The sequence below is a fragment of the Streptomyces sp. NPDC019531 genome (assembly GCF_044903305.1).
Taxonomy (GTDB): domain Bacteria; phylum Actinomycetota; class Actinomycetes; order Streptomycetales; family Streptomycetaceae; genus Streptomyces.
In genome coordinates this window covers 135275-154930 of record NZ_JBJDQL010000004.1, presented here as the reverse complement: position 1 = coordinate 154930, position 19656 = coordinate 135275, and the positions used below count along the sequence as shown (strand labels likewise).

17 protein-coding genes are annotated in these 19656 nt (G+C 72.6%); 11 read left to right on the top strand and 6 right to left on the bottom strand.

Annotated elements, in window-relative coordinates; all coding sequences use genetic code 11:
* The first annotated feature begins 12 nt into the window (after window positions 1-12).
* From fxsA to ACI2L1_RS06920, 6 genes are all read left to right on the top strand, one after another.
* Window positions 13-201: an FxSxx-COOH cyclophane-containing RiPP peptide gene (gene fxsA, locus ACI2L1_RS06945; protein ID WP_404738264.1), complete on the top strand. Its 189-nt coding sequence runs from the start codon at window positions 13-15 to the stop codon at window positions 199-201.
* Between the two features lie 155 nt (window positions 202-356).
* Window positions 357-1700: an FxsC protein gene (fsxC, locus tag ACI2L1_RS06940; RefSeq protein WP_404738263.1), complete on the top strand. Its 1344-nt coding sequence runs from the start codon at window positions 357-359 to the stop codon at window positions 1698-1700.
* Window positions 1690-5664, top strand: a complete 3975-nt coding sequence (gene fxsT / locus ACI2L1_RS06935; RefSeq protein WP_404738262.1) for an FxSxx-COOH system tetratricopeptide repeat protein — start codon at window positions 1690-1692, stop codon at window positions 5662-5664. Before fsxC ends, fxsT begins: the two co-directional genes overlap by 11 nt.
* Window positions 5665-5843: 179 nt before the next feature.
* Window positions 5844-7052, top strand: coding sequence for an FxsB family cyclophane-forming radical SAM/SPASM peptide maturase (locus tag ACI2L1_RS06930; protein WP_404738261.1), 1209 nt, complete (start codon window positions 5844-5846; stop codon window positions 7050-7052).
* Window positions 7053-7087: 35 nt separating this feature from the next.
* A complete protein-coding gene (locus tag ACI2L1_RS06925; protein WP_404738260.1) occupies window positions 7088-8125 on the top strand; it encodes an aKG-HExxH-type peptide beta-hydroxylase in 1038 nt (345 codons plus the stop codon).
* Between the two features lie 59 nt (window positions 8126-8184).
* A complete protein-coding gene (locus tag ACI2L1_RS06920; RefSeq protein WP_404738259.1) occupies window positions 8185-8724 on the top strand; it encodes a hypothetical protein in 540 nt (179 codons plus the stop codon).
* 233 nt (window positions 8725-8957) lie between these two features.
* Here the strand turns inward: ACI2L1_RS06920 and ACI2L1_RS06915 are convergent, their stop codons facing one another.
* Entirely contained in the window at window positions 8958-11498 is a 2541-nt protein-coding gene (locus tag ACI2L1_RS06915) for a helicase-associated domain-containing protein (RefSeq protein WP_404738258.1), read from the bottom strand.
* A gap of 134 nt (window positions 11499-11632) precedes the next feature.
* Here ACI2L1_RS06915 and ACI2L1_RS06910 point away from each other — a divergent pair, with 134 nt between their 5' ends.
* Together ACI2L1_RS06910 and ACI2L1_RS06905 are read left to right on the top strand one after the other, a co-directional pair.
* Window positions 11633-12691: a hypothetical protein gene (locus ACI2L1_RS06910; protein WP_404738452.1), complete on the top strand. Its 1059-nt coding sequence runs from the start codon at window positions 11633-11635 to the stop codon at window positions 12689-12691.
* A gap of 266 nt (window positions 12692-12957) precedes the next feature.
* Window positions 12958-13584, top strand: coding sequence for an HAD family hydrolase (locus ACI2L1_RS06905; protein WP_404738257.1), 627 nt, complete (start codon window positions 12958-12960; stop codon window positions 13582-13584).
* Here ACI2L1_RS06905 and ACI2L1_RS06900 read toward each other — a convergent pair.
* The gene (locus ACI2L1_RS06900) at window positions 13569-13829 is read right to left on the bottom strand and encodes a hypothetical protein (protein WP_404738256.1); all 261 of its coding nucleotides are present in this window, start codon (window positions 13827-13829) and stop codon (window positions 13569-13571) included. The genes ACI2L1_RS06905 and ACI2L1_RS06900 overlap by 16 nt on opposite strands.
* 173 nt (window positions 13830-14002) lie before the next feature.
* On the opposite strand from ACI2L1_RS06900, the gene ACI2L1_RS06895 reads away from it, so the two are divergent.
* Both ACI2L1_RS06895 and ACI2L1_RS06890 read left to right on the top strand, forming a co-directional pair.
* Window positions 14003-14386, top strand: a complete 384-nt coding sequence (locus tag ACI2L1_RS06895; RefSeq protein ID WP_362664471.1) for a cold-shock protein — start codon at window positions 14003-14005, stop codon at window positions 14384-14386.
* Entirely contained in the window at window positions 14387-14842 is a 456-nt protein-coding gene (locus ACI2L1_RS06890; RefSeq protein ID WP_404738255.1) for a hypothetical protein, read from the top strand.
* A 17-nt stretch (window positions 14843-14859) separates the two neighbouring features.
* On the opposite strand, the gene ACI2L1_RS06885 is transcribed toward ACI2L1_RS06890, so the two are convergent.
* The 4 genes from ACI2L1_RS06885 to ACI2L1_RS06870 form a co-directional block, all read right to left on the bottom strand.
* Window positions 14860-15705, bottom strand: coding sequence for a 1,4-dihydroxy-6-naphthoate synthase (locus tag ACI2L1_RS06885; RefSeq protein ID WP_404738254.1), 846 nt, complete (start codon window positions 15703-15705; stop codon window positions 14860-14862).
* Window positions 15695-16339, bottom strand: coding sequence for a futalosine hydrolase (locus ACI2L1_RS06880; RefSeq protein WP_404738451.1), 645 nt, complete (start codon window positions 16337-16339; stop codon window positions 15695-15697). The genes ACI2L1_RS06885 and ACI2L1_RS06880 overlap by 11 nt, the downstream gene beginning before the upstream one ends.
* On the bottom strand, window positions 16339-16842 hold the full coding sequence (locus tag ACI2L1_RS06875) for a hypothetical protein (RefSeq protein WP_404738253.1): 504 nt from the start codon (window positions 16840-16842) through the stop codon (window positions 16339-16341). Before ACI2L1_RS06875 ends, ACI2L1_RS06880 begins: the two co-directional genes overlap by 1 nt.
* Window positions 16843-16914: 72 nt before the next feature.
* A complete protein-coding gene (locus tag ACI2L1_RS06870; protein ID WP_404738252.1) occupies window positions 16915-18258 on the bottom strand; it encodes an MFS transporter in 1344 nt (447 codons plus the stop codon).
* Window positions 18259-18640: 382 nt separating this feature from the next.
* On the opposite strand from ACI2L1_RS06870, the gene ACI2L1_RS06865 reads away from it, so the two are divergent.
* Window positions 18641-19567 carry a DUF3027 domain-containing protein gene (locus ACI2L1_RS06865; RefSeq protein ID WP_404738251.1) on the top strand — a complete coding sequence of 309 codons (927 nt, stop codon included), beginning with the start codon at window positions 18641-18643 and terminating at the stop codon, window positions 19565-19567.
* Window positions 19568-19656 lie beyond the last annotated feature (89 nt).

The following is a 19656-nucleotide window of genomic DNA, read 5'->3' as shown; positions in this document are numbered from 1 at the left end:
TGTGTGCGAAGGATGCCGATGGACGCTAGCGCCGGGGTCGACTCATGTCTGCTTGATGTCACGGACCTCAGTATGGAAGCGCTGGACGAGATGCTCGAAGAGCTGCCGGACACCGTGCTGGGCGCGGCGCTGCGCCGCATGGTCGACGAGGCGGTCAACCCGGTCGGAGTTCCGTACGCCGCCTTCGACTCCTCGATCTGACCGGGTCCCACCCTCCTGTTCTCCCTCCCCGCTCGCACTCGGACGGATGTCCGAAGCCGACAGCTTGAGGCGCCACCGCGCTGGGTATGACCCGGTGTGCTCCGACGTACAGGTGGCATGCCGGCGGGCCGGCCAGGGAGGTATCGGGGGACGCCTTGGTTCAGGAGCCGTACTTCTTCCTCAGCTACGCGCGGAAGGACAATCCCGACGAGTTCGTCAAGCGGTTCTACGACGATCTCGTACTGGAGCTCCGCCGGATCGGTGCCGACCCGGCGGCGCAGCCGCCCTTCCGGGACGTGGAGCGGCTCGGCCTGGGCGCGGACTGGGCCCGGGTGCTCGGTGCCGCGGTCGGGCACTGCCGTGCCTTCGTCGCGCTGTACTCCCCGGCGTATCTGAACAGCCTGTACTGCGGCAAGGAGTGGACTGCGTTCCGGGCCAGGCTGCACGAGTACCGCCGGGAGACCGAGATCGACGTCCCCGCGCTGGTGCCGGTCCTGTGGGCGCCCATGGAGGGGGAACTGCCGGAGGAGATCGCCCGCTTCCAGTACCACGAGGCGGGGATGGGCCAGGAGTACGTCACCCACGGGCTGATGCAGATCCTGCGTACCGACCCGACCGGTCCGGTGTACCGCGGGATCGTCGAGCGGGTCGCCGCCCGGGTGCGGATGGCGGCGGACCGGTTCCGGCTGCCGTTCGCGCCGAGCCTGGACCTCGGCGAGGTGCAGGGACTGTTCCCGGTGGCCGAGCATCAGCGGGCCGCCGCACCGGGCACCGGGCATGTCCAGGTCTTCCTGGCCGCGGGGGTCGCCGACCCGCTGCCGGAAGGGCGTCGAAGGCCGGAGTACTACGGGCGCTCGCCCCGGGAGTGGACGCCGTACCATCCGCCCAGGCACCCCACGGTCGCACACCGGGCACAGAAGGTGATCGTGGAGGAGGGCTACACCAGCAACATCGAGGTCGTCGACGCCGAACTGAGCAGCCGCCTCGACGAGACGATGGTGAACAACCAGACCAGCATCCTCCTCGTCGACCCGTGGGCGGTACGCACGCCGGGCTACCGGGACGCGCTCGCCGACTACGACGGCCAGAACCGCCCCGCCACCGGTGTCCTGGTGCCCTGTCATGACTCCGACGAGGAGTCCGGCGACAACGCGGTCTGGCAGGACCTGAGCCGGGTGTTCTGGCGCAACTGGCGTCGGCAGAACGATCCGCACGACCCGCTGTTCCGGGTGCGGGTCGGTGCGGACGAGTTCGACGACCGGCTCGCCGTGATGCTGGCGGTGGCGCAGAACCGGCTGATGGAAATGGAGAGCACCACCCCCTTCCGGCTCCCCGAGGGCCCGCCCCCGCCCCCACTGAGCGGACTCACCATCCCGAACCTGCCCGATCCCCCCGAGCCCTCCGGCTCCCCTGGCTCCCCTGCCTCCCCCGACCCCGCCGGCCCGCCCCCGTTCCCCGGCGCCTTCCCCGCCACGAAGGACACAGACGATGACCAGTAGCCCCACAGGACCGGGCAAGATCGTCACGTTCTACTCGTACAAGGGCGGCACCGGACGCACCATGGCGCTCGCCAACGTCGGCTGGATCCTCGCCAGCAACGGCCATCGGGTGCTGCTCGTGGACTGGGACCTGGAGGCCCCCGGTCTGCACCGCTATCTGCATCCCCTGCTGGTCGACCCCGAACTGCGCTCGTCCGACGGCCTGATCAACATGGTGCAGGCCTATGTGCGCACCGTGCTGAGCCCCGAACCGCCGACCGCCGGCGCCGGGGCCGACGACTGGCTGCGGGCCGCCGCGGACCTGACGCCGTACACCGTCGGACTGCTCCTGGAACTCCCCTCCGGGGGCCGGCTGGACTTCCTGCCCGCCGGGCGCCAGTCGGCCGCCTACTCGGCCGCCGTCACCAGCTTCAACTGGCACAGCTTCTACGACCGCCACGGCGGCGGGCACTTCCTCCAGGCACTGCGCGAGGAGATGATCGCCTCCTACGACTATGTGCTCATCGACAGCCGGACCGGCGTGAGCGACACCTCCGGCATCTGCACCATCGTCCTGCCCGACGTCCTCGTCGACTGCTTCACGATGAGCGTCCAGAGCATCCGCGGCGGTGTGGACGCCGCAGCCGCCGTACAGCGCTCCGCGCCCCGCCCCATCAAGGTGCTGCCGGTCCCCATGCGGGTCGAGGAGGCCGAGACCGAACGGCTGGAGGCCGGACGGGACTTCTCCCGCGCCGAGTTCGAGCCCTACCTGTCCTGGCTCTCGGAGGGTGAGCACACGCGCTACTGGGGCGAGATAGAGATTCCGTACAAGGCGTTCTACGCCTATGAGGAGATCCCCGCCACCGTCGCCGACCGGCCCCACCAGGAGCGCTCGCTGCTCACCGCGTTCGAGCGGCTCACCGAATGGGTCTCGGAGGGCCGGGTGCGCAGACTCGCCCCGCTGCCGGGCGACCGGCGAGCCGAACTGCGCACCGCCTATCTGAGGGCGCCCCGCGCCCTGCCCACCCAGGTCTACCTCAGCTACGCACCGCTCGGCCGCGTCTGGGCGGAGTGGGCGGCCGAGGCCCTGGAAGCGGTCGGCTACCAGGTCTCGCTGCACAGCACCATCGCCCCGGACGGCACCGTCCTGCCCGAGGTGGCCGGCACCCTGAGCGGCCAGGGCAGGGTGCTGGCCCTGCTGTCGCCGGAGTACGCGACCCAGTCGCGGGCCGCCACCATCCGCCTCCAGCTGGCCGGACACGAGACACTCGGCGGCCCAGCACTGCTCGCCGTCCGGCTCCAGGACCTCGACCCGGCGGCCGTGGGCCCGTACCTCGACAGAGCCGTCGCCGATCTCAGCCGGTGCGGTCCGGCCGAGGCCGTCGACCAGCTCCTCGCCGTCCTCGGACCGCCCCCGGGCCGCCGTCTCCCCGACGGCTCCGCCTCGGCCGGCGCCACGGCCCTGCCCGGCTTCCCCGGCTCGATCCCGGCGGCCCAGCGCCTGCCGTCCCGCAACCTGTCCTTCACCGGGCGCGGCCCGCTGCTGGAACGACTGCGTGACCACTTCACCGCCGGCCCCACCGCCACCGTGCCCAGCCAGGTGCTGTACGGACTCGGCGGCATGGGAAAGACCCAGACCGCGCTGGAGTACGCACACCGCTACAAGTCGGCCTACGACGTGGTCTGGTGGATGAACGCCGCACAGCCCGGCCTGATCCGCTCCGCCCTCGCCGACCTCGCCCCCTACCTCGACCTGGAGGAGGGCGAGGACGTGGGCAGCACCGCCGAGGCCGTGCTGCGCGCGCTCGGGCAGGGACAGCCGTACGACCGCTGGCTCCTGGTGTACGACAACGCGGGCAGCCCCGTGGAACTCGACGGCCTCCTCCCCGCCGGGCCGCCCGGCGGGCATGTGCTGATCACCTCGCGGGACCGGGCCTGGGTCAACAGCGCGGGCCGGGCCGAGGTGGAGGTCTTCACCCGCGCCGAGAGCGTCGAACTGCTGCACAGGTTCAGCCCGTCGCTGTCCGCTGAGGACGCGGAACAGATCGCCCACGAACTCGGCGACCTCCCCCTCGCGGTGGGCCAGACCGCGACCTGGCTCGGTGAGAGCAACATGCCGGTCGACCGCTACCTCGCCCAACTGCGCGACCGCCCCGCCGACATCCTCGACCACACCCAGCTGCCGCTCCGCGAGTACCCCAACTCCGCCGCCCGGACCTGGCAGATCGCGGTCGAGGACCTGCGCACACGGGACCGGGCCGCCGCCGAGATGCTGGAGATCTGCTCCTTCTTCGGCCCCGATCCGATCCCCATGCGGCTGCTCTACGGCCGGGCCGTCACCCGGGCCCTGACCATGGACGCGGACGAACCCCGCGACGAGATGGCCGTCGCCCAGCTGTTGCGCCTGCTCAACCGGTACGGACTGGCCCGCAGCGACCAGGGCAGCGAGACCCTGACCGTGCACCGGCTCGTCCAGGCGGTGATCCGGGACGGCGCCGGCGGACAGCGCTGGGCGGAGCTGCGCGGGGTGGTGCACACCGCGCTGGCGGACTCCAACCCCGGCAACCCGGAGGCCACCGCGGACTGGGACGAGTACGACGAACTCCTCCCGCATCTGGAGCCCTCACGCGCGGCGTCCGACCCCAATCCCGAGGTCCGCAAGCTGATCATCGACTCGGTGCGCTACCTGTGGAAGCGCAGCCTCTACAGCACGGCCCACGGCCTGGCCGTACGCACCCTGGAACGCTGGGGGCGGCCGGACTTCCCGGGCGGCGGCCCCGACGACACCCACACCCTGCTGCTGCGCACCCAGCTGGGCAATGTGCTGCGCTCGCTGGGGCGGCTGGACGAGGCGTACGAACTCGACGTCGACGTACTGCGGCGGCTCACCGACACCAGGGGCGCCGAGTACCCGGCCACCCTCGCCGCGGCCGGCAACGTCGGCGCCGACCTGCGGGCCCTCGGCCGCTACCAGGAGGCCCGTGAACTGGACCGCAACACCTACGAGGCGGCGTACGCCGAATTCGGCGAGGACCACCAGCGGACCCTGATGTACGCCAACAACCTGGGCATGTCCGAGTACCTGGCCGGCGACCGCCGGGCCGCCCTGGACCTGCACCGGTCGGCCTACGAACGGCAGCGGCAGAACCAGGGCAGCATGAAACCGCGCACCCTGAACCTGGCCAACAACTACGCCCGCGACCTGCGCGAGACCGGCGAGCTCCAGCAGGCGCTGAGCCTCCTGGAAACCACCACCCGCCTCTACCAGCAACTTCTCGGCGACGGGCACAGCGACACCCTGCGGGCCCGCAAGAACCTGGCCGTGGCCCTGCGCCGGGACGGCCGCTATGTCGAGGCCCGTGACATTGACCAGGACATCTACAACCGCTATCTCCAGGCCCACGGCCCCGACCACTACGACACCCTCGCCGTCGCGTGCAGCCTGGCCGGCGATCTCGCCGCGCTCGGCGAGACCGCGCAGGCGCTGGAGCTCGCCGAGCGGGCCCTCGGCCGCTACAAGGACTACCTGGGCGAGGAGCACCCGGTCACCCTGGTCTGCGCCAACAACATGGCGGTGTACCTGAGGCTGCTCGGCCACGGGGACCAGGCGCTCGCGTCCTCGGCACGCACCATGGAGCACCTGCGCACCGTCCTCGGGGAGTCCCACCCGTACACCTACGCCTGCATGCTCAACCACGCCAACGACCTGGCGACCGCCGGCCGGACCCAGGAGGCCGCCGACCTGGAGGCCAAGGCCAGGGAGGGGCTGCTCGCCGCCCTCGGCCCCGACCACTACGACGTCATCGGCAGCGGCTCCAACCTGTCGCTGAGCCTGCGCGCCCTGGACCGCGCGGCGGAGGCGGACCACCTGCGCGAGGACGCCCTGGCCCGCGCCCGACGCACCCTGGGGGAGGACCATCCGACGACACAGGCGATCGCGCGCGGGATACGGCTGGACTCCGACATCGAGCCACCGACGACGTGAGAGGGCCGGGGTGCGGTGGGGCGCTTGCGTCGTGCCGTCGGGCACGGCCGGGGAGCCGTCCTGGAGTCGCGGGTGCGGTAACTGACGGGTTGTAGGATGCCGCCACCCGCCCCACCCGTTCCCGTGTCGACCCGGCCGTCGGCGGGAGCGGCTCCGGCGCGTCCCAGCGAGGCTGGTCCATGGTTCCCTTCCGGCAGTTCCTGCTGAAGATCCACAGCCGCTGCAATCTCGCCTGCGACTACTGCTACGTCTACGAGTCGGTGGACCAGAGCTGGCGCGACCGCCCCCGCGCCATGGCCCCCGGCACCGTGCGCCGGGCGGCCGCCCATATCGCCGAGCACGCCCGGACGCACGCCCTGACGGAGGTCCACGTCATCCTGCACGGCGGGGAGCCGCTGCTGGTCGGAGCCACGCGACTGGACGCCGTACTGCGGGTGCTCGCCGACGCCCTCGACGGGGTGGCGGAGCTGCGGCTCAGCATGCAGACCAACGGTCTGCGGCTCGCCGAGGACCCGGCCCTGCTGCCCGTCCTGGCCCGCCACCGAGTACGCATCGGGGTCAGCCTCGACGGCACCGCCGCCACCCACGACCGGCACCGCCTGCGCCCGGACGGACGCGGCAGTCACGCCGACGTCGCGCGGGCGCTCCGGCTGCTCGGAGACGGCCCGTACCGCGACCTCTACGCAGGCCTGCTCTGCACCATCGACCTGGCCGCCGACCCCGTGGAGACCTACGAGGCCCTGCTGGCCTTCTCCCCGCCCCTGCTCAACCTCCTCCTCCCGCACGGCACTTGGCACACCCCACCGCCCGGCCTCGCCGCCCGTACCACCCCGCCCCGCACGGCGCCCGGACCCACACCCGTGGAACCCGTGCCGTACGCGCGATGGCTGTGCGCGGTGTTCGACCGCTGGTACGACGCGCCCCGCCGGGAGACCGGGATCCGGCTCTTCGAGGAGATCCTGGCGCTGCTGCTCGGTGGCACCGCACGCAGCGAGGCCGTCGGACTGACCCCGGTCGACCTCGTCGTCGTCGAGACCGACGGCACCATCGAGCAGGCCGACTCGCTCAAGGTGACCTACCCGGGGGCCCCGTCCACCGGCCTTGACGTCTTCCGGCACACCTTCGCCGACGCCGCCCGCCAGGAGGCATTCCGGGCCCGCCAGCGCGGGCGGGCGGGACTCGCCCCGGTCTGCGCGGCCTGTCCCCGCTCAGCGGTCTGCGGCGGCGGCCTGTACGCCCACCGCTACCACCCCGGGGCCACCCCGACCCCCTTCGCCGCCCCGTCCGTCTACTGCGCGGACCTCGCCGTCCTCGTCGACCACATCGCCGACCGCCTGCGCCGGGACGTCACCCGGCTGCGGGCGGCTTCGCAGCCGGTACCGAGGTGACGGCGCCGCCCCGACCCGTGAGGAGCGAGCTCTCCGTGCCCCCCGCCCCGCCCACACACGTCGTGGCCCCTGCCGTGTTCGACGCCCTCGCCCGTGCCCGGGGAGGCGCCCCGGCCGTGGCCGGGCTACGGCGCGGACAGCTCAGCAAACGCATGCTGCTGACGGTCGCCGTACGCCGCTCGCTGCCCGCCGACGCAGCCTTCGACGCGTCCTGCCGACGCCTTGACCGGATGCGCGGGGACGACCCGCAGGGCTGGCAGGAGACGCTGCTCCACCCCTATCTGGACGAGGGCCTGGCCCGCGCGCTGGCCGAACACGCCCGCGGTGGTCGGCCCGACCTCACCTGGTTCGGCGAACTGGTCCACGGCGGACCGGCCGCCCTGTCCGGGCCGCGACTGCTGTCCACCGAGTGCGACGGCGTCGTACTGCGTCTGCGGCTGGCCGACCGCGGCCCCTTCCGCACCGTGCACGGCCACCGGCCGGCCGGCACACAGACCGACGACGAGGTGCGTCACTGGCAGCAACTGCTGGACGGCGCCTGGCAGATCCTGGTCCGTCGCCATCCCTGGCACGCCGAGGCCGTCGCCGCCGGACTGTCCACTCTGGTGCCGTTGTGCCCCGCACCCGGCGGCACCTCGGTCAGTTCCGCGGCCCGCCGGGCCTTCGGCGCGGTCGCCCTGTCCCCGCCCGGCGACCCGGTGCTCCTCGCCCTCACCCTGGTCCACGAGTTCCTGCACATCCAGCTCGGCGCCCTGCTCGACATGGTCCCGCTGCACGGTCCGGTGTCGCCGGCCCGCTATCACGCGCCCTGGCGTCCCGACCCCCGGCCGCTGGACGCGCTCCTCCAGGGGACCTATGCCCACCTCGGCGTCTGCGACTTCTGGCGCACCGAACGCGACACCGCCCCGCCCGACCCCCGGGCCGAACGGGAGCACGCCACCTGGCACGGGTACACCCGCGGCGCCGTCGACACGCTGCTCGGCAGCGGCGAACTCCTTCCGGCCGGACGCCGCTTCACCGAGGAGATGCGCCGCGCCCTCACCCGGCCGGAGGGCGACGCCGGGCAACCATGAGGGCCCCGCGCCTGTCTGAACGGGCGGGAACGGGGTGGTGGGAGGGGAAGCGCATGGGGATGTCCGCGAGCAGATGGGCGGTCGGCGGGGGCGCGGTCGTGGTACTGGTGGCGACAGCGGCCTGGGCGAGGTGGCCGACGGGTGTGGACGCCCGTCTCTGGACGGAGATACGCCCCGTCATCGAGGCCCGCCTCACCGCGGACGCCGAGGGCGACGGCCCCGGGGCGGACACACCGGCCCTCCGCGCACGCTGGTTCTGCCGGGCCGAGGCCCTGGAACTGGAGGAGCGCGCGGGCCGCGTCCGGGCCGGAATCGACGCCTACTGCCTGGAGTACGGCGCACGCGACGGCACCCTCGTGGAATGCGGCGGCTCACACTTCCCGCAGGTCGTACGGCTGCGGCGGGAGGCCGACGGCGACTTCCACGTCGTGGCCCGTGAGGAGCCGCCGGACGGGGCGGGCTACGCGGAGTGGACCCGGCACACCTTCGGCTTCCTCGCCGAGTCCCGTCTCACCACCACGGACCCCGAGGACCTGACCACCGCGGCCCGCACCCACTTCGGCCTGACGACGACCGCCCCGGTGGTCCAGGACTGCTGAGCGGCACCTAGGGGCTGTTCCAGGTTTCCCGTCGTCCGCCCGAAGGGCGGGCCCTGCGGCGTCCGGTGCGGTGCCTCGGCGTGCGGCCGGATCGTCCTCGTACTGGACGTACTTGGATGATTCGGCCGTGCGGCGGTGGGGGCCCCTCCCGCTCGAGCGAAGCCGAGAGTGGGGGAGCCGTGCCGGGCGTCGCGGGGCAGACGGGAAACCTGGAACAGGCCCTAAGCCCGCGTTCAGTCCTGCGCGAGCTCCGCCACCCCCGTCACCCGGTGCAGCGGATACGTCCGGACCTCGTCCGCCGTGTGGTCGTACGCCGTCACGAAGCCGCCCTCGACCCGGATGGGGGCGATGACGCGCTGACTGGCGGCGCCCTCGGCGTTGACGTAGCCGATCCACAGGGCCTCGCCGGTGAGGACGGCAGCCTGCATGGTGGCGAGGGTCTCGGCGGCGCTGGTGCGGGGGAGTTCGCCGGTGGAGACAGGGGGATGGTCGGTCGGCTTGCGGGGGGCCGTGGAGGCCAGGTCACCCGCGCGGATGGCTCGGATCGCGGCCGACAGAAGCGTCGCGTCGGGAACCGGCGGGCCGTCCGGGACGGGTTCGGGTGCCGTCCGCGGTGCGGTGCGGTGGGCGTGCGCGCGGGTGATCAGGACATCGCCCTCCGCGGACTCGGCGGCCGGGGCGAAGCCCATCGCGCGCAGGCCGTCCAGGAGTGACGCCGGATCGGCCTGCGCGGCCAGCACCGTCGGGGCCAGACGGCGCAGCCGCAGGCCCGCGGCGCGCTTGTCGGCGAGGATCTCGTTGAGCAGGGCGTCGTCGTCGCAGCGGACGTACGCCGAGGCCGCGCCGACCCTCAGATGACCGTGCCTGCGCGCCACGTCGTCGATCAGGTACGTCAGCGGCTGCGGGACCGGCGTCCGCGCGTGCGCGGCGAGGAAGGCGTGCAGGTCGGAGGCCGACTGCCCGGCGTCCAGGGCGCGGCGCACCGACCCGGGCGTGAACCGGTACACCGTCGCGCCGCCCTTCGACTCCACGTCCGCGAGCACACCCAGCACCTCGGCGAGCGGCCGCTCCAGCGGGCCGGGGGCCACCGCGGTCAGGTCGGCCTGGAGCAGGACGTGGTCGAGGGGCTCGGGCAGCAACGGCGCGAGCAGCCGGGCGGCCGCGGCGGAGGCGGTGGCCTGTTCGGCGGGGGAAAGGGGCTCGGGGAGCGGGAGAGGATCGGCGGGTGCCGTCGGCCGGTGGTGCACGGGAAGCTTGTCCCCCGGCCCTTCCGGTGCCCTGACCGGCGTTTTCGGCGGGGTCGCGCCCAGCAACGCCCGCCCGTGCCCGGACAGTGCCCCCCGCCCCGTCACCCCGAGCAACTCGGCTTCCTTCAGCGTCCACTCCGCGAGCCGTGACCGCAGGTCGTCGTCCCGCTGGGGTCCCCGCAGCGGGCGCTCCCAGCGCAGCCGGGCCAGCACCGACCCGGTCGACGGTGACGCGCCCTCCGGCAGGGCCGCCAGCAGCGTCAGCACCCGGTGCCGTACCTCTGGAGCGGCGCTGCGGTCGAGGCCGGGGCCCAGCGTCGACAGCGTGCGGTCCTTCGCGTCCCGGCCGCCGATCAGCCCGGACACCCGCGTCGCCGTCAGCCACGCCTCCACAAGCCGGGCCCAGCGCTGTGCCGCGGGCTGCTCCAGCCACTCGTCATGGGCCGGGGTGGCCGCGTACCGCTCGTCGGCCTCGCCGTCGGAGGCCAGCAGGCCCGCCGCGTACGCCAGCTCGACCCAGAACGCGGCCACCGGTTCCGCCACGTCCAGGGCGACCGCCGTGCGCTTGAGGTCACGGACGCTCAGGCCGCCCGCCCGCAGCACCGCGGGCCCGCCCTCGTCCCAGTCCTTCAGCAGCTCCTCGACGGTCGCGAGCGCGGTGTACGCCTGTCCGGCCGCCGTCGCGTCCACAACCTGTGGACGGTGCGTCGCGGCCGGCTCCACCGCCGGCGGCACCGGCTCCACCTCACGGTGCGCGCGGCCGCCGCGCAGATGCAGGGCCACCTCCCGCGGCAGTACGACCGTCCCGGGCGCTGTCGGCACCAGCAGCCCCAGGTCCAGCAGCCGGCGCAGATGGGCCGCGGGATCGGCGGTGACCTGACCGTACGGCGGCCCCCAGACCAGCCGGGCCAGCACTGCCCGCGACTCCTCCGGCAGCCCGGCGAGCAGCGCCGACATCCGCTTCCGGTCCGTGAACAGCGCCGTCAGCGACGCCACCGCCGACACCGCGTCATGGGTCGAACCGAGGCCCGCCTCCGTCACGATGTCCTGGACCCGGCCCGGCGACATCCCCGCCGTGGCCTCCTGCACGGTCGGCCCAAGACCCGTCGGCGACGGATGCTGCGGCGAGGGCGCGAGCAGCTCACGGGCCGTACGGACCAGCCGCAGCCGGTCGTCGTCGCCCCAGACCAGGGCCTGCTCCCGCAGCACCCCGAGGGCGCGGGGGAGCGCCGCCGCGACCGCCGGGTCGCCCGCGTCACCGGTCAGCAGCGCCAGCAGTTCGTCGTACGGCGCCGGGTCCGCCGCCACGGCCAGTGCCTCCGCCGTCTGCAGCGCGAAACGGTCCAGCCGCTCCAGCGCCCGCACCACCGACGCCCGCGTCCCGGCCCGGGTCGCGAGCTGCGTCAGGTCCGTGGGCACGGGGGTGATGAGGTCGGGGCGGGCACGCAGCAGCGCGGCCAGGGACGCGTCGTCCCTGGCCCGGAGCGCTTCCGCGAGGGAGCGCGGCGGTACGGCCGGGTTGCTCATCCGACCAACGGTAGCGGGTGGCGGGGCGGGGCAGGAGGGACGTACCCGCGCAGTCGGGGGGCGTCCGGACGAGATCCGCCTGCGCTACCGTCGTGCCACGGGGTACCGAACGCGCCAACCCCGGAGGGGACTTCGTGGGTATCGAGAGCGACCAGGTCGTCTACGAGTATCTGAGCCGGGTCGGCGATGTCGCGCAGCAGCGGCAGTTGCCGTCGTCCACCCGAATGCGGCTCGTCTCGGAGCTGCGGGGCGAGATCGACCGGCGACGCGCGAAGGCGCCGGTGGACTCGCCCGCCGCGGTCCGCCGGATCATCGCCAGGCTGGGCAGCCCCGACGAGGTGGTCACCGCCGCGGGAGCCACAGCGGGCAGCACTCCCCAGACGCCGGTCGTCTCCATGCCCGTACAGCGGGACCGGGGGTCGCAGGACGACGGCGAACAGCGGCGGAAGGGCCTGCGCAAGGCGATCCCGCACCCGCGCCCCGCCGACCCGTCGCCGCAGCCCCGGACCTCCTCCGGGCCCCACCTGGCCGGCCTGGACGAGCTCGGCGACACCGCCTCGCAGCCCGACTGGTGGCGGGTGGACAGCAGCCCCTTCGGCGTGGGCGACAGCGTGCCCGGGTTCGTCGGCGGAGTGGAGATCCCGGAGCTGCTGAAGCCTCCGCCGCCGAAGGAGAAGGTGGAGGAGAAGCCGGCACCGGCCGTGGAGAAGGCGGTCGAGGCACCGGCGACGAAGACCCGTACGGCCTGGTGGCGTCTGAAGCGGCCCGCCGAGACCGCGCCCGCTCCGGTCGTCGAGGCCGCCCCCACCCCGGTTCGCCGCCGCCCCTTCTCCCGTGCCGGAGGCCTCGGCACCGGGGGCTGGAGCAACCCCCTCCTCCTGATCGCCGCCGCCCTCCTCGTCACCGGCGCCGTGCTCGGCAACTTGCTTGTCCTCGTCGTCGGCTGGCTCATCGCCTGGGCCTCACGCCGCCTCACCGACGCGGAGACCAAGTGGGCCATCGTGTTCCTGCCCGGCCTCTCCCTCACCGCGGGCCTCGTCTGGCTCTGGGGCCGCACTGAGGGCCGCTGGGGCGACCCCATCGCCGAGGGCCAGATGAACGACGCGGTCACCGAGACCTGGCCGTGGGTGGTCCGCGGCGCGGCAGTGGCCTCGGCCCTGTTCCTGGTCTGGCGCTCGCAACGGCGACGGTAGCCAGAGGGGACCCCGATCCGACCGACGCTTGGCGGTTCCGGCGGCTCCAGTGGCCCTGGCGGCCCTGGCGGTTCCGGTAGTCCAGGCGGCTCTGGCGAACTGGGCGGCTCAAGCGGCCCGGTGGTCCTGATGGCCGGCGGTTCCGGCGGCCCCGGTGATCCCGACGGTCCGCGCGGTCCTGCTCGCCCCCGCCCCTGCCCGCCGCCCCCCTCCCGCCCCGGAAACTCGGTGTCTGCGGGCCTCTTCGCGCGGGCACAATGGCCCATATGGCCTCTACAAGCATCCCCGCCCCGACCGTCGGCTTCGATCTCGACATGACCCTCATAGACTCCCGGCCCGGCATCCACGCCTGCTGGGTGGAGCTGTCCGAGCGGACAGGGACGTACGTCGACGCCGACCAGGTGATCACGAGGCTCGGGCCGCCGCTGGAGGAGGAGATGGCGTACTGGTTCGCGGCGGACCGGATTCCGGCCATGTCGGACCTCTACCGCGAGCTCTACCCGTCGTACGCCATCACCGGCACCCTCGCGATGCCCGGCGCCCGCGAGGCGATCAGGGCCGTACGGGCGGCCGGCGGGCGGGCCATCGTCGTCACGGCCAAGTGGGAGCCCAACGCCAAGCTCCACGTGAAGCACCTCGGCATGGAACCGGACGCGGTGATCGGCAACCTGTGGGCCGAGCAGAAGGCGGACGCACTGCGCGAGCACGGCGCGAGCGTGTACGTCGGCGACCATGTCGGCGACGTCCGTGGCGCGCGCCGGGCGGACGCCCTCTCGGTCGCGGTGGCCACCGGACCGTGCAGCGCGGCGGAACTGACCGAGGCCGGAGCGGATGTGGTGCTCACCGACCTGACGGAGTTCGAGGAGTGGTTTTCGGACTACGACGGCTGCTGATGTCCGGCCCGCGCCTGACGCCTTCCCGCCGCGACTGATTGCAACACCCCCGCACCGGCCACCACGAAGCCGACAGCCATGAGCATGCTCAATCCGAACATGTACGTCGGAAAAGGCGTCGTTCCGAGCAGGAACGGGGCCACGGTGACGAGAGTGGCCAGCGCACCGATGAAGAACACGATGGCTCCGGCACGGATCAGTCGGTCACCGGGAACGGCGGAATTCGTTTGGGTTTTGTCACGCACCGGACCAGGGTAGTTCCCTGCCCGAAGGAACAACCGGGCGACGTCTTGTCACCGGCCTGAAGACCAATAGTCTTGGTACCGGCGGGTCCCGACGACCCGCCCCAGTGCTATCAAGAGCAGTTCCTGGGCGTTTCCGAAGCAGTTTTCCGACGAGTACGAGGACGAGGACAGACGTGCCTACCGGCAAGGTCAAGTGGTTCAACAGTGAGAAGGGCTTCGGCTTTCTCTCCCGTGACGACGGCGGTGACGTCTTCGTCCATTCCTCGGTCCTCCCCGCCGGAGTCGAGACGCTGAAGCCCGGGCAGAAGGTGGAGTTCGGAGTGGTCGCGGGCCAGCGCGGTGACCAGGCCCTTTCGGTGACCCTCCTGGAACCCGCACCCTCGGTCGCGGCGGCCCAGCGCAAGAAGCCGGACGAACTGGCCTCCATCGTCCAGGATTTGACGACCCTCCTGGAGAACATCACGCCGATGCTGGAGCGCGGCCGCTACCCCGAGAAGACCGCCGGCAAGAAGATCGCGGGCCTGCTGCGCGCTGTCGCCGACCAACTCGACGTTTAGTTGAGCGAGATACGGACCGAGGAGCCGTCCCCCGAACTGCTGGAGCGGATCGGACGGCAGCGCCGCCACACCCTGGAACTGCTCACCGTCTGCGCCGTGGGCCTCGTCCCGTGGACGATCCTGCTGGCCTTCACGCTGCCCAGCGGTTACACGGTCCGTCAGTGGCGCACCACCTGGGTCGGTTTCGACGTCCTGCTCGTCCTCGCGATGGCCGCCACGGCGGTACTCGGCTGGCGCCGCCACCGAGCCGTGGTCGTGGCGGCCGTGGCCACGGGTGCCCTGCTGGTCTGCGACGCGTGGTTCGACGTGTCACTGGCCCTCGGCACCCCGGACGTCTGGTGGTCGGCGGCACTGGCGGTGTGCGTGGAACTCCCTCTGGCGGGTTTCCTCATCCGAAAGGTGCTGGGCATGCTGTCACTGGCCCAGTGGCCCAGCGCCCCTAGAGGCACGGGGTGACCAGCCCCGACGGCGCGTCAGACGAACGACAACGCGTCAGGCCACAAAGCCGGCACCAGCCCTTCCGCCGCCGCCCGGGTCAACAACCCCCGAACCGCCGCATACCCGTCCTCCCCCAGATCCGCGGTGAACTCGTTGACGTACAAACCAATGTGCTGATCGGCAACCGCGGGATCCATCTCCTGCGCGTGCTCCATGACATACGGCCGGGACACCTCGGGCTCGTCCCAAGCGGCCCGCACGGACGCACGGATGGACTCGGCGAGCGATGACAACGTCTCCGCTCCCAGCGACCGCTTCGCGATGATCGCCCCCAACGGAATCGGCAACCCCGTCGTCGACTCCCAGTGCTCCCCCATGTCCGCCAGCTTGTGCAACCCGTAGTTCTGGTACGTGAACCGAGCCTCGTGGATCACAAGGCCCGCGTCGACGTGACCGTCCCGCACGGCCGGCATGATCTCGTGGAACGGCATCACGACGATCTCCCCGACACCACCCTTGAGGACGTCCGCGGCCCACAGCCGGAACAGCAGATACGCGGTCGACCTCTCGGACGGCACCGCGACCGTGCGACCGGTCAGTTCGAGACCGGCCTCCCGGGTGAGCACCAGCGGCCCGCACCCCCGCCCCAGCGCACCCCCGCACGGCAGCAGCGCGTACTCGTCGAGGACGTACGGCAGCACGGCGTACGACACCTTCAGTACATCGAGCTCACCGCGCTCCGCCATCCCGTTGGTGATGTCGATGTCCGCGAAGGTCACGTCCAGCGCGGGCGCCCCCGGCACCCGGCCATGGGCGAGCGCGTCGAAGACGAACGTGTCGTTCGGGCAAGGGGAGTAAGCGATCTTCAGGTCACCGGTCATATGGGCTCCAACCCTCCAGTACGGTCGTCAGCTTCCCGAAGCCCTCCGTCAGCGCCGCGAGCGCCTCACCGATGCGCCAAGCGGCCCGGTCGCGCGGCCCGACCGCGTTGGACACGGCTCGGATCTCCAGCACCGGCAGGTCCCGCGCGGCGGCCGCCTCGGCGACTCCGAAGCCCTCCATGGCCTCGGCGAGGGCGGTGGGGTGGCGTGTGCGCAGAACGGCGGCCCGGGTGGCGGTGCCGGTCACCGTGGAGACGGTGAGCACGGCCCCGATCCGCGCCCCGGTGGCCGACGCGACCTTCCGTACGAGTGCTTCCGGAGGACGGTGGCTGACGGTCCCGAAGCCCAGTTCGGTCACCGGAACAAACCCGTCCGCGGTCTCGGCCCCCAGGTCCGCCGCGGTGATCTCGTCGGCGACGACGAGGGAGCCGACGGGGGCGTCCGGCAGGAACCCGCCGGCGATTCCGGCGGAGACGACGAGGCCGTAGGGGGTACCGGCGAGGGCGGCGGCGGTACGGGCGGCGGCCCGCGCGGGCCCGACGCCCACGGCGAGGACGTCGACCGGCTCCCCCGACAACGCACGGGCCACCGCGTCCCGTTCGGCTGGGACGGCGGTGGCCACGAGGATGCGCATCAGTAGTCGGAGTTCTCCAGCTTGAAGTTCCACACGCCCTTGTACTCCTTGCTCTCGCCGCTGGACGTCTTGTCCTGCTCGACGATGCTGATGTACAGCGTCTTCTGCGGGGCCTGGCCCTGCTGCTGGGCGAAGAGGTCGACGCCGTCGAAGGAGTAGTACGTCTTCTTGTAGGCGTACGTCATCTGCTGGCCGTTGATCCACAGCGCCCAGCCGGTGTCCGCGACCTCGGGGTCGACGCCGACGCGCAGGGTCTCGCTCTGCTTGACCTTGATCGTCTTGACGTCCGACTTCTCCAGGGCGCACTTGGCGGCCTTCGTCTTGCCGAGGTCGTCGCCGTCGTCGTAACAGACGGCGTCGGAGCTCACCGAGGTCGAGCCGACCGTGACGGTGACGCGCGGCGTCGGCTTGTCGCAGGCCGACAGGACGAGCAGTCCGGCGGAAACGAGGCCGGCGGCGGCGACGGCGCGGCGGCGTCGCACATCGGATTGCAGCGTGGTCATGGCCGAAGGCTATCGGGCACGTCCTACGGTCCTCTTATGCGGGGTACGGCGTGCCGTGCCTCAGGGGGTGCGTTACGCCACTCGCGCCTTGGACGGGCTCCCCTGCCGTGCCGAGCTCAGCAGCCCCTTCGCGGTGGCCAGCCAGCCCGCGGCGACGACCGCGGCGGCCACGGAGAGGCCGAGGTAGCCGTTGAGCGGCATCACGATGCCGACCGCGCCGCCGAACACCCAGGACACCTGGAGCAGCGTCTCGGAGCGGGCGAAGGCGGAGGTGCGGACCAGTTCGGGCACGTCGCGCTGGATCAGCGCGTCCAGGGACAGCTTGGACAGGGCCTGTGAGAACCCGGCGACGGCCGCCAGACAGGCCACCAGGAACGCCCCGAAGAAGATCGCGGTGGTGATCGCCGCGCCCAGCACGAACGCCACCACCGTCACGATGATGATCTCCGGTGCCTTGGATCTCAGCCATGCCCCGACGGCCGTGCCCAGCGCGTTGCCCACGCCCGCCGACACGGCAACCAGGCCCAGCGAGACCGCCGCGCTCTCCCCGGTCAGGGGATGCTCGCGCAGCAGGAAGGCGAGGAAGAAGGTGAGGAAGCCGGAGAGCCAGCGCAGCGCGGCGTTGGCGCCGAGGGCGTGGGTGACGGCGATGCCGACCGTTCGCAGCCCTGGCCGCTTGACCGGCTTGAGATGCGGCCCGTGCAGATGTTCCTCGTCGGCGGCGAGCAGCGCCACGTCCTCGCCCTTGGCCGAGTCGACCTTCGGCGGCAGGGAGAAGGACAGGAACATACCGGCGACGAAGATGACGAAGGCGCCGTAGAGCGGCCAGCGCGGCCCGATGGCCTGCAGCCCCGCCCCGACGGGCGCCGCGATGCCGGTGGCGAGGAGCCCGCCGAGGGTGACGCGCGAGTTGGCCTTGACGAGGGAGAAGCGGGGCGGGAGCAGACGGGGCACGACCGCGCTTCTGACGACGCCGTACGCCTTGGAGGCCACCAGTACGCCCAGGGCCGCCGGATACAGCTCCAGGCTGCCGGTGGCGACGGCGCCGGAGATGATCAGGGCGAGGAGGGCGCGGGCGAGCATGGAGCCCGCCATGGCGGCCCGGCGGCCGTGCGGGAGGCGGTCGAGGAGCGGTCCGATCACCGGGGCGAGGACCGTGAAGGGCGCCATGGTGATCGCGAGGTAGAGGGCGACGCGCCCACGGGCCTCGTCGGTCGGGACCGAGAAGAAGACGGTCGACGCCAGGGCGACGGTGATCATCACATCGCCCGCGCCGTTGACGGCGTGCAGTTCGATCAGCTTGCCGAGGCCCGACTCGCCCGCCCCGTGCGCGTGGGTCGCCTTGCGGATGCCGCGGGCCGTTCCGGTGAACGGGAAGTGCAGGGCACGGCCGACGGCACGGACGGACCCTGCCATCCGGCCCGTCCCGCCACCGATCCCGGTGGCTCCCTGGTGTGTCCTCGCGGCTGCCACCCCGTCATAGTGCCCCGAGAAAGCTGTGAGTAGTGCGGTTACCGCGCGTATGAACGCATATGAAGCGCCTCCCAACGCCCTCTGGGAGCAACGAACCCTCACGTCGGTGTAGGCCGAGCGGCGGCGAACAGGTAGCGTGCGTAGCGCGCCGTGGCGAACGTTCTCGGCCGCGCGCCTCTCGGACATCCCGCAGAATGGATGGGAGCAGGTGCGCCCGAGCGCGATCGGGCGCGGACGTCGACGCGGTCCTGCGGTCCGCTCCGTCCGCACCCGCCGCCTTCAGGCCGGCGCACCCGAGTGACGGCGTAGGAGAGAAGCGATACCTGTGAGCGCAGCGACAACGCGAAGCCGCACCCCCGACCGCCTGTGCGCCGAGGCCGTCGACCTCGCCCGCGCCGCCGCCGAGGAGGCCGCCGCGCCCGGCGTGGTGGGTGAGCACGCGAGCCTGGTGTCCGAGGGTGACCGGGTCGTCACGCACTTCTTCGAGTGCAAGGAGCTCGGGTACCGGGGCTGGCGCTGGGCGGTGACGGTCGCGCGGGCGTCCCGCGCGAAGGTCGTCACCCTGGACGAGGTCGTGCTGCTGCCCGGCCCGGACGCGCTGCTCGCTCCCGAGTGGGTGCCGTGGAGCGAGCGACTGCGCCCCGGCGACATGGGTCCTGGCGATCTGCTGCCCACGGACGCCGAGGACCTGCGTCTGGAGCCGGGGTACTCCGGCGAGGACGAGCCGCTGCCGAGCGCGCCGGTCTCGGAGGAGATGGCCGAGCTGGTGGAGGCGGAGGACGCCGAGGTCACCGAAGGCTCCCCCGCGAACCTGCCGATGGCCCCGTCCCGGGGCTCGATCGCGGCGGTCGCCGAGGAACTGGGTATGCGCCGGGCGCGGGTCCTGTCCCGCTACGGCCTCCATGTCGCCGCCGACCGCTGGGAGGACTCCTTCGGCGCGCAGACCCCGATGGCCCAGGCGGCCCCGGCGTCCTGCGTCAGCTGTGGCTTCCTGGTCCCGCTGGGCGGCTCCCTGGGCCAGGCCTTCGGCCTGTGCGCCAACGAGTTCGCCCCGGCGGACGGCCGGGTGGTGTCGTTGTCGTACGGCTGCGGAGGCCACTCGGAGGCGGCGGTCATGCCGAAGCCGCCCCAGCCGGCGGCTCCGGTGATCGACGAGACGAGAGTGGACCCGTTCCCGCTGCGGCCGGCCCGGGACTCGGGGTCGGTGCCGGAGGTTCCGGACGAGGCGGCGGCGGAGCTGGGGCACTCGTAGGGGCTGCCCCACCACGTTCCTCCGGAGTGGCGACATACGGCGGCCCGCCCGTGTTCGCCCCCGCGAACCCTCCCGAGCTACGGTCTGCC

Coding starts and splice junctions, on each gene's coding strand:
- fxsA (WP_404738264.1), top strand. CDS start 13: ATGCCGATGGACGCTAGCGCCGGGGTCGACTCATGTCTGCTTGATGTC.
- fxsT (WP_404738262.1), top strand. CDS start 1,690: ATGACCAGTAGCCCCACAGGACCGGGCAAGATCGTCACGTTCTACTCG.
- ACI2L1_RS06930 (WP_404738261.1), top strand. CDS start 5,844: ATGGTTCCCTTCCGGCAGTTCCTGCTGAAGATCCACAGCCGCTGCAAT.
- ACI2L1_RS06920 (WP_404738259.1), top strand. CDS start 8,185: ATGTCCGCGAGCAGATGGGCGGTCGGCGGGGGCGCGGTCGTGGTACTG.
- ACI2L1_RS06915 (WP_404738258.1), bottom strand. CDS start 11,498: ATGAGCAACCCGGCCGTACCGCCGCGCTCCCTCGCGGAAGCGCTCCGG.
- ACI2L1_RS06905 (WP_404738257.1), top strand. CDS start 12,958: ATGGCCTCTACAAGCATCCCCGCCCCGACCGTCGGCTTCGATCTCGAC.
- ACI2L1_RS06885 (WP_404738254.1), bottom strand. CDS start 15,705: ATGACCGGTGACCTGAAGATCGCTTACTCCCCTTGCCCGAACGACACG.
- ACI2L1_RS06880 (WP_404738451.1), bottom strand. CDS start 16,339: ATGCGCATCCTCGTGGCCACCGCCGTCCCAGCCGAACGGGACGCGGTG.
- ACI2L1_RS06875 (WP_404738253.1), bottom strand. CDS start 16,842: ATGACCACGCTGCAATCCGATGTGCGACGCCGCCGCGCCGTCGCCGCC.
- ACI2L1_RS06870 (WP_404738252.1), bottom strand. CDS start 18,258: ATGGCAGGGTCCGTCCGTGCCGTCGGCCGTGCCCTGCACTTCCCGTTC.